Raw genomic sequence first — 15159 nt, forward strand, 5'->3', positions numbered from 1 at the left:
GGCGTGCTTCCGTTCAGCGCTGCACCCCCCGGCGGCTCCCCCACGGCCACCGGGCCGTTCGTGGCGGACCTGCACATCCACTCCAAATACTCGCGGGCCTGCAGCCGCGACCTCAACATGTCGAACCTGGCCTGGTGGGCCCGGCGCAAGGGTGTCAGCCTGCTCGGCACCGGCGACTTCACCCACCCCGCCTGGTACGAACACCTCCGGGAAAGCCTCCAGCCGGCCGAGCCCGGGCTCTACCGGCTCAGCCGCGACGCCGAGCGCGAGATCGCCCGTAAGCTCCCGGCCCGGCTGGCCAGCGTCGCCGAGGCCAACCCGGTGCGCTACATGCTCAGCGTCGAGATCTCCACGATCTACAAGCGCGACGACCGCACCCGCAAGGTGCACCACCTCATCTACCTGCCCGATCTCGACGCCGTGGCCCGGTTCAACACCGCGCTCGCCCGGATCGGCAACATCGCCTCCGACGGGCGGCCCATCCTCGGCCTCGACTCGCGCGACCTGCTGGAGATCACGCTCGAGGCCAGCCCGGACGGCTTTCTCGTCCCCGCCCACATCTGGACCCCGTGGTTCTCGGCGCTGGGCTCCAAGTCCGGCTTCGACGCGATCGCCGACTGCTACGCCGACCTGGCCGACCACATCTTCGCCGTCGAGACCGGTCTGTCGTCCGACCCGGCGATGAACTGGCGGGTGTCCAGCCTGGACCGGTACCAACTGGTGTCCAACTCCGACGCCCACTCGCCGCCGGCACTGGCCCGCGAGGCGACGGTGTTCGCGACCGACCTCGACTACTACGCCGTACGTGAGGCGATGCGCACCGGCGACGGGCTGCACGGCACGATCGAGTTCTTTCCCGAAGAGGGCAAATACCACGCCGACGGGCACCGCAACTGCGGTGTCAACTGGCAACCCGAGCAGACCCGGGCGGCCGAGGGCCGCTGCCCGCAGTGTGGCAAGCCGCTGACCGTCGGCGTGCTCAGCCGGGTCGAGGAGCTGGCCGACCGGCCGGAGGGGCACGTGCCCGCCCACGCCCGCCAGGTCACCCACCTGGTCGCGCTGCCCGAGATCGTCGGCGAGATCAACGGGGTCGGCCCGAAGTCGAAGACCGTCGAAGGCCAACTCAACACCCTCGTCGCCGCGCTCGGCTCCGAACTCGACATCCTGACCACCGTCCCCGTCGACGACATCGGGCAGACCGGCGGTGAACTGCTCGCCGAGGCGATCGGCCGGCTGCGGCGAGGCGAGGTACGTCGTACCCCCGGCTTCGACGGCGAGTACGGCGTCATTCGGCTCTTCGAGCCCGGTGAGCTGGACCGGGCCGGTCAGGCGCAGACGCTGTTCGACGTACCGGTGCCGCAGCAGCGGCCACCGGCGGAGGCGGCGGCCCGGCGGCGGGCGGCGACCGCCCAGGCGAACGCCGCGAAGGCCGCGAACGCCGCGAAGACCGCGAAGACCGCGAAGACCGCCAAGGCCAAGCCCGAGCCGGCCGCCGCGCCGCCGCTCCCGCCACCGCCGTCACCGCACGAGCCGTTCGAGCCGATGCTGGCCGGCATGGAGGAGGTCGGCACCGGGCTGCTCGACCGGCTCGACGCGATGCAGCGGGTGGCCGCGTCGGCACCGGGCGGGCCGCTGCTCATCGTCGCCGGTCCCGGAACCGGCAAGACGCGTACGCTGACCCACCGCATCGCCTACCTCTGCGCCGAGCTGAACGTCTACCCGGAGCACTGCCTGGCGATCACCTTCACCCGACGGGCCGCCGAGGAACTCCGGGCCCGCCTCGACGGGCTGCTCGGCCCGGTCGCCGAGGACGTCACCGTCGCCACGTTCCACTCGCTCGGCCTGGCGCTGCTGCGGGAGAACGCCAAGGCCGCGGGGCTGCCGCCCGACTTCCGGATCGCCGACGACACCGACCGGGCCCAGGCCAGGGCCGAGGCCGGCGACGACGAGGCCGCCTACACCGACCTGTTGCGGGCCCAGGATCTGGTCGACCTCGACGAGCTGGTCACCCTGCCGCTGGCCCTGCTGCGCGACGACGCCGAACTGGTCGAGCGTTACCGCGACCGGTGGCGGTGGATCTTCGTGGACGAGTACCAGGACGTCGACGCCGACCAGTACGAGCTGTTGCGCCTGCTCAGCCCACCGGACGGCAACCTGTGCGCGATCGGCGACCCCGACCAGGCGATCTACTCGTTCCGGGGTGCGGACGTCGGCTACTTCCTGCGCTTCTCGGAGGACTTCCGGGAGGCCCGGCTGGTCCGCCTCAACCGCAACTACCGCTCGTCGGCGCCGATCCTGGCCGCGGCGGTCCAGGCCATCGCCCCGTCGTCGCTGGTCCGCGGCCGGCGCCTCGATCCGGCCCGCCTCGATCCGGAGGCACCGCTGGTCGGCCGCTACGCGGCGGCCGGTGTGGTCGACGAGGCCAACTTCGTCGTACGCACCGTCGACGAGCTGGTCGGCGGGGTGTCCCACCGGTCGCTGGACTCCGGCCGGATCGACGGCCGGGTGTCCAACGTGTCGTTCTCCGACATCGCGGTTCTCTACCGCACCGACGCGCAGGCCGCCCCCGTCGTCGACGCGCTCTCCCGGGCCGGCATACCGGTGCAGAAGCGGTCCCACGACCGGCTCCGCGACCGGGCCGGCGTCGCCGCGATCATCCGCGAGCTGCGGCACGAGAACGGGCTCGGCGGATCGCTGGCCGCCCGGGTACGGCTGGCCGGCCAGGTGCTCGCACAACGGTTCACCGCGCCGACGCTCGACGGATCCGGTACGGCCAGTCCCGAGGACGTCTGGTCGGCGGTCGAGTTGCTGACCCCGCTCGCCCAACGCTGCGGCGACGACCTGCCGGAGTTCCTGGCCCAGGTCACGACCGGTGCCGAGGTCGACGCCCTCGACCCGAGGGCCGAGGCGGTCACCCTGCTCACCCTGCACGCGGCGAAGGGACTGGAGTTCCCGGTCGTGTTCATGGTCGGCTGCGAGGACGGGTTGCTGCCGATGCGCTGGCCGGGCACCACGCCGTCGGACGACGAGGTGGCCGAGGAGCGCCGGCTCTTCTTCGTCGGTCTGACCCGCGCGCAGAACCGCCTCTACGTCAGCCATACCGCTCGGCGGATGCGGCACGGCGGGGAGCGGGAGTGCCGGCCGACGCCGTTCCTCGACGCGATCGACTCGGGCCTCTTCGAACGGCTCGGCGACACCGAACCGCGCCGGCCGAAGGACCGCCAGCTCCGGTTGCTCTGACGACGGCCCGGGTGGCTCACGCCGTCAGGGCGACGGCCAGGAGGGCGCCGGTGAGCAGGGCCGGCCCGAACGGCAGCGGGGTGTCCCGGGCGATCCGGCCGGTGAGCAGCAGCGCCAGGGCGACCGGCCCGCCGAGCAGATACGGCAGGACCACACCGGACAGGACGGTGTCCCAGCCGAGCCAGCCCAGCGGCAGGCCGAGCACGCCGCCGAGCTTGACGTCGCCGAAGCCGAGCCGGGAGCCCGGCAGCAGGGCGAGTACGACGTAGCCGGCGAGGCAGGCGGCGCCGGCCCCGGCGGCGCGTACGAGCCCGGTGCCGGTGCCGGTCAGGAAGGCCGCGCCGGTCAGCCCGCCGACGGCTACCCCCAGCATGGTGAGCACCAGGGGGTCCGGCAGCCGCAGGCAGGCCAGGTCGACGAAGGCGAGGACCACGCCGACGGCGGCGATGCCGAGGAGCGCCGGCAGGACGGGATCGGCACCGAGGCTCGCGGCGAGCAGTCCGAACGCGACCGCCGTGACGCCTGCGGTCACCGACCGTGCCGGCGGCGGTGCGGTCGAGTAGCGGCGGATCAGGGGTGGGAGGCGGGCGCCGAGCGCGGCGCCGGCTCCGGTGACCACGAGGGTGAGCAGCACCGCCGGAGGCTAGACCGGGGCACCGCTCGCCCGGGGGTGTGACGTACGCGATCAAGGGCCGTCAGGTTGCCGACATCCCGGGTCGAGCGGCCACGGCACTTCGGGCGAACCGGGCGGACACCGCGGCTTTGGCGCACTTAGGGGAGGTGGGGGTATCGAGGGGTCACGCTACGGTGGCGTCGTACACCGCCGTCCCGTACGGGTGGCCCGTCTCGACCTCTCGTGCCAGGAGGAACGTTCATGTCCAACTACGGACCGCCCGGCGGGCCCAACCCCGGTCAGCCACCGCAGTGGCCGGCCGGCCAGCCCGACGAGCCGCGGTACGGGCAGCCGTCCGACCCGTGGGGTGGGCCGGACGCGCAGGTGTCCACCCCGCCCGTCGCGACCGGGTCCCCGGCCGGCGATCCCGGCTATCACGACTACCGCGAACCGACCCAGCCGGTCGGCGGTACCCAGCGTTTCGACCAGCAGCCCTACCCGCCACCGCCGCAGTTCGGTCCGCAGGGGCAGCCGCAGCCGGTCTGGACGCAGGCCGCTCCCGTCCCGCCGGCACGCAAGAGCAAGGGCCCGCTGATCGCCCTGGTCGCGGTGCTCGCGGTCCTGGTCCTCGGGGGCGGCGGGGTGGCCGCGTGGACGCTCCTCGGTGGTGACGAGAAGAAGCCCGACGTCGTCGGAACCGGCGCCACGACCCAGCCGGAGGGCGGTTCGGGCGCGGATCCGACCGGCGCCCCGACGAGCCCGAGCGCCGAGCCGGAGCCGGCGCCGTCGAGCGCCGCGCCCGGCTCGGACAACCCGCTGGACCAGGTCCAGAACGGTCAGTGCGTCAAGAACGAGGGCACGAACGAGAAGCCGAGTCTGGTCATCGTCGAGTGTGGCGAGGGCACCTACACCGTGCTGAGCCGGATCAACGGCAAGACGAACGGGTCGGCGGACGCGAAGGCCAAGTGCGGCCGTGAGGTCGGGGTCGGCAAGTACTCGGACTGGTACTACTTCGACAGCGAGCTGGACGAACTCGACTTCGTGTTGTGCCTCCAGAAGCGCTGACTATCCGTGATCGAGCGGTCGGAGGCCGGCAGAGCCTCCGACCCGCCGGCCACAGATCCTGATGCCCGATTGATCCGTATTGTTAGGACGTCGGGCTTGCACCAATGGCGTAGAAACGAACTCATGCACCGGGCGACCCACCGTGGACTGATCACCACGGGTGGGTAGCCGGGGGCGCGCAGGCTACGGTGCGTAGGCAGCCTGGGGAATCACCGGTTGCGGAGCGCCCTTCGATCTTGGGGAGATCATGTCGAGCTACGGTCCACCCGGCCCGGGCCAGCCAGATGACCCGTACAACCAGCAGCCGCCGTACGGGAGCTACCCGCCGCCACCGCCCACCAGCGGTCCGGGTGGGTACCCTCCGCCGCCCTCGTCCTACCCCCCGCCGCCGAGTGACCCGTACGGCCAGCCCGCGGACCCGTACGGCCAGCCGGTCAGCGGCGGGTATCCGCCACCGCCGCCGACCGCCCAGTGGGGTCAGCCCGGCCCGGTCGGATACCAGCCGACGCCGCCCCCGCCGAGGCGGGGCGGTGGCGGCAAGATCGCCCTGATCATCGGCCTGGTCGTGCTCCTGATGCTCGCGCTGTGCGGGGTCGGCGTCTGGTGGCTGCTGAACTCCGACGACGACCCGGACCCGAACGCACGGCCGACGCCGACCGTGTCCGCACCGGTCGACCCGACCGGCGAGCCGTCGTCGAGCGCCTCGCCGTCGCCGTCGGCCTCGCCGTCGCGGTCGAGCGACAGCGGCACATTCGCCAAGGGCGACTGCGTGGTGAACGACGGGACCGCCGAGGACGCCGAACTGCGCAAGGTGCCGTGCGGCCCGAACACGTACGAGGTGCTGTCCCGGATCCCGTTCACGACCGACGGCGAGAAGTGCCAGACCGACCCGATCTTCGGCGACCCCGACTCGGACGCCAACTACACCCACGACAACCCGATCGACGCGGCCGACTACGTGCTCTGCCTCAAGAAGCGCTGAATTACCAAAGATAGGGCCGTCTAGCGTTGACGCTAGACGGCCCTATCTTTTGCTCGACACGCCGATACCCCGATCTACGCACATCTAGGGTTCGCGCTAGACATGCCGATACCGTGCGATGCATGGACCCGGTCCGAAACCCGTACGCGCCGGGCGCCGGCCAGCGCCCACCCGAACTCGCCGGCCGCGGCCGTGAACTCGAAGTGTTCGACGTGGTGCTCGAACGCGTCGCCCGGAGCCGCCCCGAACGCAGCCTCGTCCTGACCGGCCTGCGCGGCGTCGGCAAGACCGTGCTGCTCAACACCCTGCGCTCGCAGGCGATCGGCCGGCTCTGGGGCACCGGCAAGATCGAGGCCCGGCCGGACCAGTCGCTGCGCCGGCCGGTCGCCGCCGCCCTGCACATGGCGATCCGCGAACTCGCCCCGCACCACCGCGCCCCGGACCGGATCGACGAGTTCCTCGGCGTGCTGAAGGCGTTCGCGCTGCGGGCCAACCCACCGGCCGGTGGCCGGAGCAGCGCACCCCGGCTACGGGACCGCTGGCAACCCGGGATCGACGTGCCGGCCGCCACCGGGCGGGCCGACTCCGGCGACATCGAGATCGACCTGGTCGAACTCTTCACCGACGCGGCCAGCGTCGCCACCGACGTCGGCACCGGCGTCGCGCTGTTCATCGACGAGATGCAGGACCTCGGCGCCGCCGACGTGTCGGCGCTCTGCGCCGCCTGCCACGAACTCTCCCAACTCGGCGCGCCGCTGATCGTGGTGGGGGCCGGCCTGCCACACCTGCCGGCGGTGCTGTCGGCCGCGAAGTCGTACTCCGAACGCCTCTTCCGCTACCAGCGGATCGACCGGCTGGACCGGATCGCCGCCGACCGGGCGCTGTGCGCGCCGGCCGAGCGGGAAGACGTCGCGTACGAGCCGAAGGCACTGGACCTGCTCTACGAGAAGTCCGGCGGATACCCGTACTTCGTGCAGGCGTACGGGAAGGCGACCTGGGACCACGCCCCCCGATCGCCGATCACGGCCGCCGACGTACGGGTGGCGGCGCCCGAGGCAGAGGCGGAACTGGCCGTCGGCTTCTTCGGCTCCCGGTTCGAACGGGCCACCCCGGCCGAACGCGACTACATGCGGGCGATGGCCGCGCTGGCGCGGGTGGAGGATGCCCAGAGCGACGACCTGGACGCCGCCGTGCCGACCGCCGACGTGGCCCGCTCGCTGGGCCGCAAGCCGGCCAGCCTCTCCCCGGCCCGGGACGCCCTGATCAAGAAGGGGCTGATCTACTCCGGGGAACGGGGCACGGTCGCCTTCACCGTCCCGCACTTCGGCCGCTACCTGCGTACGCAGCCGGGCTAGCGCCGGGACTCCCGGCCCGCCGGCCCCGCGGTATGCGGAGCCGGCGGCCAGGTCCGAACGGGACGGTCAGCCGGGAGGCTGCAACCGTTCGATGACGCTGCGCAGGTCGCGCCGTTCGATCGCCGCGGCCATCAGCTCCGGGAACGCGTCCGGCGTGCAGGCGAACGCCGGCACCCCCATCGCGGCCAGCGCGGCGGCGTTCTGGTGGTCGTACGCCGGTGCCCCCTCGTCCGACAGCGCCAGCAACACGATCACCTGCACCCCGGCGGCCGTCATCGCCGCCACCCGGCGCAGCATCTCGTCGCGTACGCCGCCCTCGTAGAGGTCGCTGATCAGCACGAAGATGCTGTCCTTGGGCCGGCTGATCAGGCCCTGGGAGTAGGCGATCGCCCGGTTGATGTCGGTTCCGCCACCGAGCTGGGTGCCGAAAAGTACCTCGACCGGGTCGGCGAGCTTGTCGGTCAGGTCGACGACGGCGGTGTCGAAGACGACCATCGACGTACGCAACGCGCGCATCGACGCGAGCACCGCGGCGAACACGCTCGAGTAGACCACCGACGCCGCCATCGACCCGGACTGGTCGATGCAGAGCACCACATCACGGTGCACCGCGGTCGACCGCCGGCCGTAGCCGATCAACCGCTGTGGGATGACGGTGCGGTATTCGGGCTGGTAGTGGGCGAGGTTGGCGCGGATCGTCCGGTCCCAGTCGATGTCCCGGTGCTTGGGGCGGTTGATCCGGGTGGCCCGGTTGAGCGCACCGGTCACCGCGGCCCGGGTCTGCTGCGCGATCCGTCGTTCCAGGTCGGCGACGACCTTCGCGACCACCTGGCGGGCGGTCTCCTTGGTCGACTCCGGCATGACCCGGTTGAGCGACAGCAGCGTGCCGACCAGGTTGATGTCCGGCTCCACCGCTTCGAGCATTTCCGGCTCGAGCAGCAGGCGGGTCAGGTTGAGCCGATCGACCGCGTCGGCCTGCATCACCTGTACGACGGTCGACGGGAAGTAGGTGCGGATGTCGCCCAGCCAGCGGGCCACATTCGGCGCCGAGCCGCCGAGGCCACCCTTGCGGGAACCCGAACCACCGGCGCCGGCACCGCCGTAGAGCGCGGCGAGAGCGGCGTCGATGCCCACGTCGTCACCCCTCAGCTTCTGCCCGGTCGCGTCGGAATCACCGCCGAGCACCAACCGCCACCGACGCATCCGCTCCTGTTGGGCTTCGGTACTCATCGGACGGTCGCCTCCTGATCGGGAACGGGCGCCCAGCCCAGCAGGGCGGACACGGTCGGCACGACCAGGGCGACCCGGGCCGGGTCGAGGTCGGCCTCGGCCTGCGGTGCGACGACCGGCGTGCCGCTCTCCAACGCCCGGGCCCGCTCCCCGATCGACCGGCGCTCCGGCGCCTCGAACTGGCTGAACGTACGTCGCAGCAACGGCAGGATCTCGACGAACACGTCCGCCGGGATCGCCGTCAGCCAGCCGTCGACCAGCGCCAGCAGGCGCGGGTCGTGGACGAGCAGCAGCCCGCCGCCGGCCAGGAAACCCTCGACCCAGGCCGCGGCGGTGGCCGGTGGCACGCCCACGGTCAGGTTGAGCGCCATCCGGTGGCCGACCTCGTCGGCGTCGAGCCGGCCGGCGTCGAACAGCAGCCGGGTCAGTCGACCGGTGAGCAGTCCGGGCAGGTCGTCGCGGTTGGCGGCCCGGTCGAGGGCGCCGAGCCACCGCTCGCGCAGGTCGCCGCCGTCGACCGCCCCGCCGGAACGTCCGCCGTCCGATGTGGCCGGACCGGCCGCGCCGTCCGCTGTGGCCTCGACCGGTCCGTCCGATGTGGCCTGAACCGGACCGTCCGATGTGGCCGGCGGGCCGGGTTGGGCCGCTTCGGCGAGCAGCCCGATGGCGGTGTGCGCCAGGTCGACGTGCTTGCGCATCTCGCGGGCCGCCGCGTCGTCCAGTCCGGCGAGCGCGCCGGGCAGGTTGACGCAGGCGCGGACGACCAGGCCACCGGTCACCGACCGCAGCGCCCCGAGGTCGGTGCCGCGTACGTCGCCGTAACGAACCGTACGGGCCAGCGGCGGAAGCGCGGCGAGCAGGTGCGCGACGTCGGTGTCGAGGGCGACCCGCGCGTCGAGTGCCACCAGCACGTCGTCCAGCGCCGCCGGCAGGTCGGCGAGCAGGCACTGCTCGACCAGCGCGGTCACCTCGCCGAGACTCGTCGACCGGGCCGCCTTCTCCCGGACCCGGGCACCGGCGGCCTCGGCCACGGTGAGCCCGTATGCGCTGGCCTCGATGAGGTCGACGGCGAAACCGGGTTCCCAGCCGAGATGCCACGATTCCCAGAACGTGCCGCTGCCGCGCCGGGCCGGCGCCGGCCGTCCCCAGTCGACTCCCAGCAGCCGCAGCCGGTGCAGCAGCCGGCTGCGTTCCCGGTCGATGTCCTTGCGCAGGTCGAGATCGAGGTCGCGGGCCAGCGCCTCGGCCGGCAACCGCAACCGCTTCTGGGTGGCGGCCACGTCCCGCAGCAGCGGTACGGCCGGGGTTTCGTCGGGCACCGCGCCGAGCCGGTCACCGACCACCAACCGCCGGTCGACCAGCTCGACCCGCAGGTCGTCGCCGTCGCACAGGACGGCCCGCACCGACTCGGTGATCTCGGGCAGGCCGGGCATCGGCCGGCCCCGGACGACGGCGAGCGTCTCGGCCATCCGGACGCCCTCGATCACGTGGGCGCTGGAGACCGGAAGCCCCTCGTCGCGCAGGACGGCGGCGACCTGCACGAACCACCGGGCGACCGGGTGGTCCTCGGTGGTGAAGAGGTGGTGGTACCACCCCGGTGAGGTGACGCCGGCGCCGTAGCCGCGCCAGGAGGCGAGCCGGCCGTGGGTCCACGGCACCCAGGTCAGGCTGACCTTCGCCTTGGGTATGCCCCGCAGGATCCGGGCGTCCTGCGCGGCCGGCGGCAGCGGCGCGGTCAGGGCCGGCACGTGCCACGCACCGCAGACGACGGCGACCCGCTCGAACTCGCGGCAGGCGGCCCGCAGCGCGGTACGCATGTGCGCCTCGCGCCGCTCCTCCTCGGCCGCGTGCGATCCGGTCCGCGGATTCGCGGCCGCCCGTACCTCGGCCATCGCCTCGGCGATCGCCTCGAACGGTGCCAGCGCCCGGCTCAACTCGTCGTCACCGGCGAAGGACACGTCGAGGCGCTGCTCGACGACGTCCTCCCACCAGTCTTCCGGGCGCGGGTAGCCGGCGGCCTCGGCCAGTTCGACGATCGGGTTGCGCCGCTCGTCGCGTTCCGCGCCGAGGTCGCCGCCGACGGTCGCGAACTGCTGGGCGGCCGGCTGGTCGCAGAACCGGACCGGCACGCCGCGACCGACCGCCCAGCGCAGGGCCTGCCACTCCGGCGAGAACTCCGCGAAGGGCCAGAAGGCCGCCCGGGACGCGGGTTCGCCACCCGGCCGGGCGTCGGGGTCGGACGGGTCGGCGTCGTCGGCCGGCCCGCCCGACCCCGGTTGGCCGGAACCGTCGGGTGCGCCGGAGCCGTCCGGGGCTCCGGCGGCCGGTCCGGCCACGGTTGCCACGGCGGTGACCGGTCCGCCGGTGGTGGTGGTGGCGGCGGTCTTCGCCGTACGTGCGCGGGAGGTCAGCTCGGTCGGATAGGCCAGCAGCGCCACCGGTGGCCGCATCTGGTCCTGGCCGGCGAGCGCCACCAGGGCGTCCGCCTCGGGCGGACCCTCGATGAGGACGATGTCGGGCTGGTAGGCGTCCAGCGCCCGGCGCACCGCTCGCGCCGAACCCGGGCCGTGGTGCCGGACACCGAGCAGGATCGGGGAGCCGGTCACCCGGCGTCCCGGGCAGCGCGGTAGAAGTCCCGCCAGCCGTCGCGCTCGCGTACGACGGTCTCCAGGTATTCCAGCCAGATGGCCGGGTCGGCGGCGGGGTCCTTGACCACCGCTCCGTGGATGCCGGCGGCCACGTCGTCGGCGCGCAGTTCGCCGTCGCCGAAGTGCGTGGCGAGCACCATGCCGTTGGTGACCACGGAGATCGCCTCGGCGGTCGACAACGTGCCGCTGGGCGACTTGAGCTTGGTGCGGCCGTCCTCGGTGAGGCCGCCGCGCAGCTCGCGGAAGATCGTGACGACCCGCCGGATCTCGTCGACGGCGGCCGGCATCTCGGGCAGTTCCAGCGACCGGCCGAGCGAGGCGACCCGGCGGGTGACGATCTCGACCTCCTCGTCGGCGGTGGCCGGCACGGGCAGGACGACGGTGTTGAAGCGGCGGCGCAGCGCCGAGGAGAGCTCGTTGACGCCCCGGTCGCGGTCGTTGGCGGTGGCGATGATGTTGAAGCCCTTGGTGGCCTGCACCTCGTCGCTCAACTCGGGGATCGGCAGCGTCTTCTCGGACAGGATCGTGATCAGGGTGTCCTGCACGTCCGACGGCACCCGGGTCAGTTCCTCGACCCGGGCGATCCGGCCGTCGGCCATCGCCCGCATGACCGGGCTCGGCACCAGGGCGGCCCGCGACGGTCCCTCGGCCAGCAGCCGGGCGTAGTTCCAGCCGTACCGGATCGCCTCCTCGGCGGTGCCGGCGGTGCCCTGGACGAGCAGGGTGGAGTCGCCGCTGATCGCGGCGGCGAGGTGCTCGGAGACCCACGTCTTCGCGGTGCCGGGCACGCCGAGCAGCAGCAGCGCCCGGTCGGTGGCCAGGGTGGCGACCGCCACTTCCATCAGGCGGCGCGGGCCGACGTATTTCGGGGTGATCTCGTCGCCGTCACCGAGCAGGTAGGTCACCACGGCCTGCGGGGAGAGCTGCCAGCCCCGGGGGCGGGGCCGGTCGTCGGACTTGGCGAGGATGGCCAACTCGTCGGCGAACTGCTGCTCCGCGTGCTGGCGCAACACGGCTGGGGGCAGGGTGGACGTGGTCACGCAAGCTCCTCGATCATTTTCTGGCGGAAGTACAGGACTTCGGCGAGCCGCTCGATGGCCCGCTCGTAGGTGTATTGGGTCTCGTCGTTACGCAGTGCCGCGGCCCGGGCGGCGACCTCGGCGGCGGCGGACGGCGACAGTTTCCTGGTGGCCAACTGGCAAAGCGCATCCGCCCGGTAGCCCTGCCGCTGGCGGGTGATCAGCACGACGACCCGGTCGAGTACGGCCGTGCCCAGGTCGGCCGGCCACGGCGCGGGGCACATCATGAGCAACTGGTAGACCTGCTGGCTGGCGTTGTCGTCGGTGAGCAGATCGCGGGCGTGCTCACTCAACTCGGCCGGCGGCAGCAGTTCGTAGAGTCCCTCCGCCGGGCGGACGCCGTAGCTGGGCCGGAGCAGCGCCTTCGCCGACGGCGCGGCGAGCAACTGCCGGGCCCACTCGACGTCGCGTTCGCGGGCCGCCGCCCGGGCCAGGCCGCGCATCAGGTTCTCCGCCCAGCCGTCGGCGTCCGGCCGGCTCAGGAGGAAGGTCGCCGGGTCCGGTGCGTAGTCCCGCCAGGTCGACAGCGGGGTGGCGGCGACGAGCGCTTCCAGCCACCAGGCCCGCTTGCCGTACCCGGCGCCGTTCCCGGGATCGGCCGACAGACCGTCACGGACCATCGCGGGATCGACCTCGGCCGGCGGCTCGATGATCAACCCGCCCGAGTCGTCGAGGCGTACAGCGGCCCGGGCCCGCTGTGCCATCCGTTCCTGGTATGCCGAACCGGACAGCCGGGCGAGCAGCCGGACGGCCTGTTGCCGGACCGCCTTGGCCCGGTCGTCGAGGGCCTTCTCCAGGAACTCCTCGTCGCCCGGCCCGAGCCGGACGGCGAGCGTGGCGATGAACCGTTCCCGGTTCGCGGCGGGTTCCTTGGACCAGGCCGCGATCAGGTGTTCACGGGCCGTATCCGGGTCGCCGCGCCTGGCCCGGGCGAGCAGGGCGGCCCGGGTGCCGGCGTTGCCCTCCTGCCAGCGGGTCTCGTCCCAGGCGACGGCAGCGGCGGACGGCGGGGCGGCCGTCTCCTCGTACGGATGGTCGAACTCCTCGGTGAGGTCGACCTCGTCCGGGTCGTCGGCCTCCTCCAGCAGGTAGCCCCAGCTCGGACGCTGCTCCGCGAGCCAGCGGGCCCGGTTGCCGCCGACCACGGCGACCAGCGAGCGGAGTTCGCGGCTGGCCCGCCCGGCGTCGAGCAGCGCCGGCAGCGACTGCGGCGGGGCGACCAGCCCGCGCCCGGCGGCCAGGCCGAGCCATTCGCGGATCAACTCGCCACGGATGTCGGCGTCGAACACGTTGCCGTCGAGCAGTCTCGTCAGGCGGTTGCCGGCGGCCTTGCCGACCGTCGGCCGGGCCTCGTCGGCCGCGGGTTCGGGGCGGGCGACCTCGCGCTCCGGTGTCCGCCCGGCGCGGCGCGAAACCGCGAGCAGGGCGGCCACCTCGAGCAGCCCGGAAGCGGGGTCGGGGGCGGTGGGCGGGACCCAGGTGGGTGGACCGGTCCGGTCGGTGCCGACCAGGGCGGTCGACATCACCTCGGTCCAGGCGGGGGTTGCCGTGGTCACAGCGCCACCATCTTTCCGTCCAGCCAGGCGGTCATCAGTTGCAGTCCGGTCGGCGTCCACACCGCCGCCACCCGCACCGGGCGGCCACCGGCCACGGCGACCAGCACCCACGGTTCGACCGAGGACTGGAGCGGGAGGGCGTCGCCAGCGGCGTCGATCACGTGCCAACGCCCGTCGGCGACGGCGACCACGACGTCGTCGAGCAGCACCGGCCAGCGGTCGAGCCACGGGTCGGCGGCCAGCGCGGCGGCGTGGTCGTCGAGGGCGGCCGCGACGGTCGAGCCGGACACGTCGCCCGTGCCCGACCCGGCGGTGACCCCGTGCTGCTGGGAGACGAGCGCCCGCAGCGGCGCGCCGCCGGGATAGAAGCAGACGTCGGCGTCGATGACGGTGCCGGGCACCAGGTCGGCGTTCAACGCCTGGCCGGGCGCGGCGAAGGCGAGCACCAGAGCCGGCCGGGCGGTCTGCCGGCCGCGCAGCCACACCCGGCGTACGGTCAGCTTGTCGGCCGCCTCGTCCTGCCGGCCGAGGACCAACCATTTGTCGCGGGTGGCCGGGGTGGCGAGCACCTCTTCGGTGCTGGTCGGGTAGCCGACGTGCTGGCGTACGGTCGCGGCCAGCCCGGGTGGCAGGTCGTCGAGCCGGCGGTGCCCGGCCACCAGCATGCGCAGGAGAGCCAGCTCGGTCAGCAGGGCGTCGGCGGGCTGCCCGACGGCGAACCCGGCGAGCCGCTTGACCGTCGACGCGGCGGTGGAGGCCTGGGCGTCGACGAGCCGGGCGGCCATCGAGTCCCAGTGTTTGTAGCCGTGCTGGCCGGCGCCGGCGAGGCCGGCCCGGACCTGGTCGGCGAGCCAGGTGTCCAGCTCGTCGAGACCGGCGGTGACCCGGTCGGCGCGGCGTTTGGCGGTTCGGGCGGCGGCGGCCGGGTCGGCGGGGCCGGCGTTCGCCTGGCGGGTCTTGGCGCGTTCGACGCGGGCGGCCCGGGAGTCGCGCCACTCCCGCACCCACTCCGGCGGCTCGCCCGCGGCGAGCTTGCCGTCGGCCCAGAGCAGCAGCAGGGCGAGGGCGTGCTTGCACGGGAACTTGCGGCTGGGGCAGGAGCACCGGTAGGCGGGCTCGGCCAGGTCGACGCAGGTCTGGTAGGGCTTGGACCCGCTGCCCTTGCACAGGCCCCAGACGCCGCCGGGCTGCTCACCGCCCCCGTCGTGGCCGATGTCGTGCCACTTCTGGAGCGTGGCCAGGCCCCGGCCGGCCTTCTGCGACGACGCGTCCGGCGCGAGCGCGAGCACCTGCTCGGTGCTCCACCGGCTGTCGGTTACCACCTCGGACATGGCTCGGGACTGTAGCGGGGTCATGCGACAGTTCGGTGGGTAGCCAACCACCCACCAGGG

Annotated in this window: 10 protein-coding genes; 4 read left to right on the top strand and 6 right to left on the bottom strand. The window is 73.3% G+C overall.

All coding sequences use genetic code 11. From position 1 onward, the window contains the following. The first annotated feature begins 3 nt into the window (after positions 1 to 3). Complete coding sequence (locus QCD66_RS36440; RefSeq protein ID WP_375732619.1) at positions 4 to 3240, top strand: UvrD-helicase domain-containing protein; 3237 nt, start codon at positions 4 to 6, stop codon at positions 3238 to 3240. 16 nt (positions 3241 to 3256) lie between these two features. Here QCD66_RS36440 and QCD66_RS36445 read toward each other — a convergent pair whose 3' ends face one another. Further along, positions 3257 to 3874: a prepilin peptidase gene (locus tag QCD66_RS36445; protein WP_375732618.1), complete on the bottom strand. Its 618-nt coding sequence runs from the start codon at positions 3872 to 3874 to the stop codon at positions 3257 to 3259. Positions 3875 to 4114: 240 nt separating this feature from the next. Here QCD66_RS36445 and QCD66_RS36450 point away from each other — a divergent pair, with 240 nt between their 5' ends. The 3 genes from QCD66_RS36450 to QCD66_RS36460 all read left to right on the top strand — a co-directional run bounded on the left by QCD66_RS36450 (position 4115) and on the right by QCD66_RS36460 (position 7255). Beyond that, on the top strand, positions 4115 to 4918 hold the full coding sequence (locus tag QCD66_RS36450) for a flagellar basal body protein FliL (RefSeq protein ID WP_375732617.1): 804 nt from the start codon (positions 4115 to 4117) through the stop codon (positions 4916 to 4918). 247 nt (positions 4919 to 5165) lie between these two features. Next, positions 5166 to 5900 (top strand): hypothetical protein, encoded by a 735-nt coding sequence (locus tag QCD66_RS36455; protein ID WP_364213312.1) that lies wholly within the window; start codon positions 5166 to 5168, stop codon positions 5898 to 5900. Positions 5901 to 6022: 122 nt separating this feature from the next. Continuing rightward, positions 6023 to 7255: an ATP-binding protein gene (locus QCD66_RS36460; RefSeq protein ID WP_364213310.1), complete on the top strand. Its 1233-nt coding sequence runs from the start codon at positions 6023 to 6025 to the stop codon at positions 7253 to 7255. 66 nt (positions 7256 to 7321) lie between these two features. Here the strand turns inward: QCD66_RS36460 and QCD66_RS36465 are convergent, their stop codons facing one another. Genes QCD66_RS36465 through QCD66_RS36485 form a run of 5 tightly spaced genes read right to left on the bottom strand, consistent with a single transcriptional unit; the run spans position 7322 to position 15099 of the window. Then, positions 7322 to 8485 (bottom strand): VWA domain-containing protein, encoded by a 1164-nt coding sequence (locus tag QCD66_RS36465; protein ID WP_364213307.1) that lies wholly within the window; start codon positions 8483 to 8485, stop codon positions 7322 to 7324. Next, on the bottom strand, positions 8482 to 11091 hold the full coding sequence (locus QCD66_RS36470; protein WP_375732615.1) for a DUF5682 family protein: 2610 nt from the start codon (positions 11089 to 11091) through the stop codon (positions 8482 to 8484). Before QCD66_RS36470 ends, QCD66_RS36465 begins: the two co-directional genes overlap by 4 nt. Then, entirely contained in the window at positions 11088 to 12173 is a 1086-nt protein-coding gene (locus QCD66_RS36475; RefSeq protein ID WP_357513951.1) for an AAA family ATPase, read from the bottom strand. Before QCD66_RS36475 ends, QCD66_RS36470 begins: the two co-directional genes overlap by 4 nt. Continuing rightward, positions 12170 to 13768 (bottom strand): DUF5691 domain-containing protein, encoded by a 1599-nt coding sequence (locus QCD66_RS36480; RefSeq protein ID WP_375732614.1) that lies wholly within the window; start codon positions 13766 to 13768, stop codon positions 12170 to 12172. The genes QCD66_RS36475 and QCD66_RS36480 overlap by 4 nt, the downstream gene beginning before the upstream one ends. Further along, complete coding sequence (locus tag QCD66_RS36485; protein ID WP_375732613.1) at positions 13765 to 15099, bottom strand: SWIM zinc finger family protein; 1335 nt, start codon at positions 15097 to 15099, stop codon at positions 13765 to 13767. The genes QCD66_RS36480 and QCD66_RS36485 overlap by 4 nt, the downstream gene beginning before the upstream one ends. Between the last annotated feature and the right edge of the window lie 60 nt (positions 15100 to 15159).

The sequence above is a fragment of the Polymorphospora sp. A560 genome (assembly GCF_045781765.1).
GTDB lineage: Bacteria > Actinomycetota > Actinomycetes > Mycobacteriales > Micromonosporaceae > Polymorphospora > Polymorphospora lycopeni.

What these genes read in the sequence shown, in the direction of transcription:
- QCD66_RS36485 (WP_375732613.1), bottom strand. Translation starts at nt 15,099, where the DNA reads ATGTCCGAGGTGGTAACCGACAGCCGGTGGAGCACCGAGCAGGTGCTC.
- QCD66_RS36465 (WP_364213307.1), bottom strand. Translation starts at nt 8,485, where the DNA reads ATGAGTACCGAAGCCCAACAGGAGCGGATGCGTCGGTGGCGGTTGGTG.
- QCD66_RS36450 (WP_375732617.1), top strand. Translation starts at nt 4,115, where the DNA reads ATGTCCAACTACGGACCGCCCGGCGGGCCCAACCCCGGTCAGCCACCG.
- QCD66_RS36455 (WP_364213312.1), top strand. Translation starts at nt 5,166, where the DNA reads ATGTCGAGCTACGGTCCACCCGGCCCGGGCCAGCCAGATGACCCGTAC.
- QCD66_RS36460 (WP_364213310.1), top strand. Translation starts at nt 6,023, where the DNA reads ATGGACCCGGTCCGAAACCCGTACGCGCCGGGCGCCGGCCAGCGCCCA.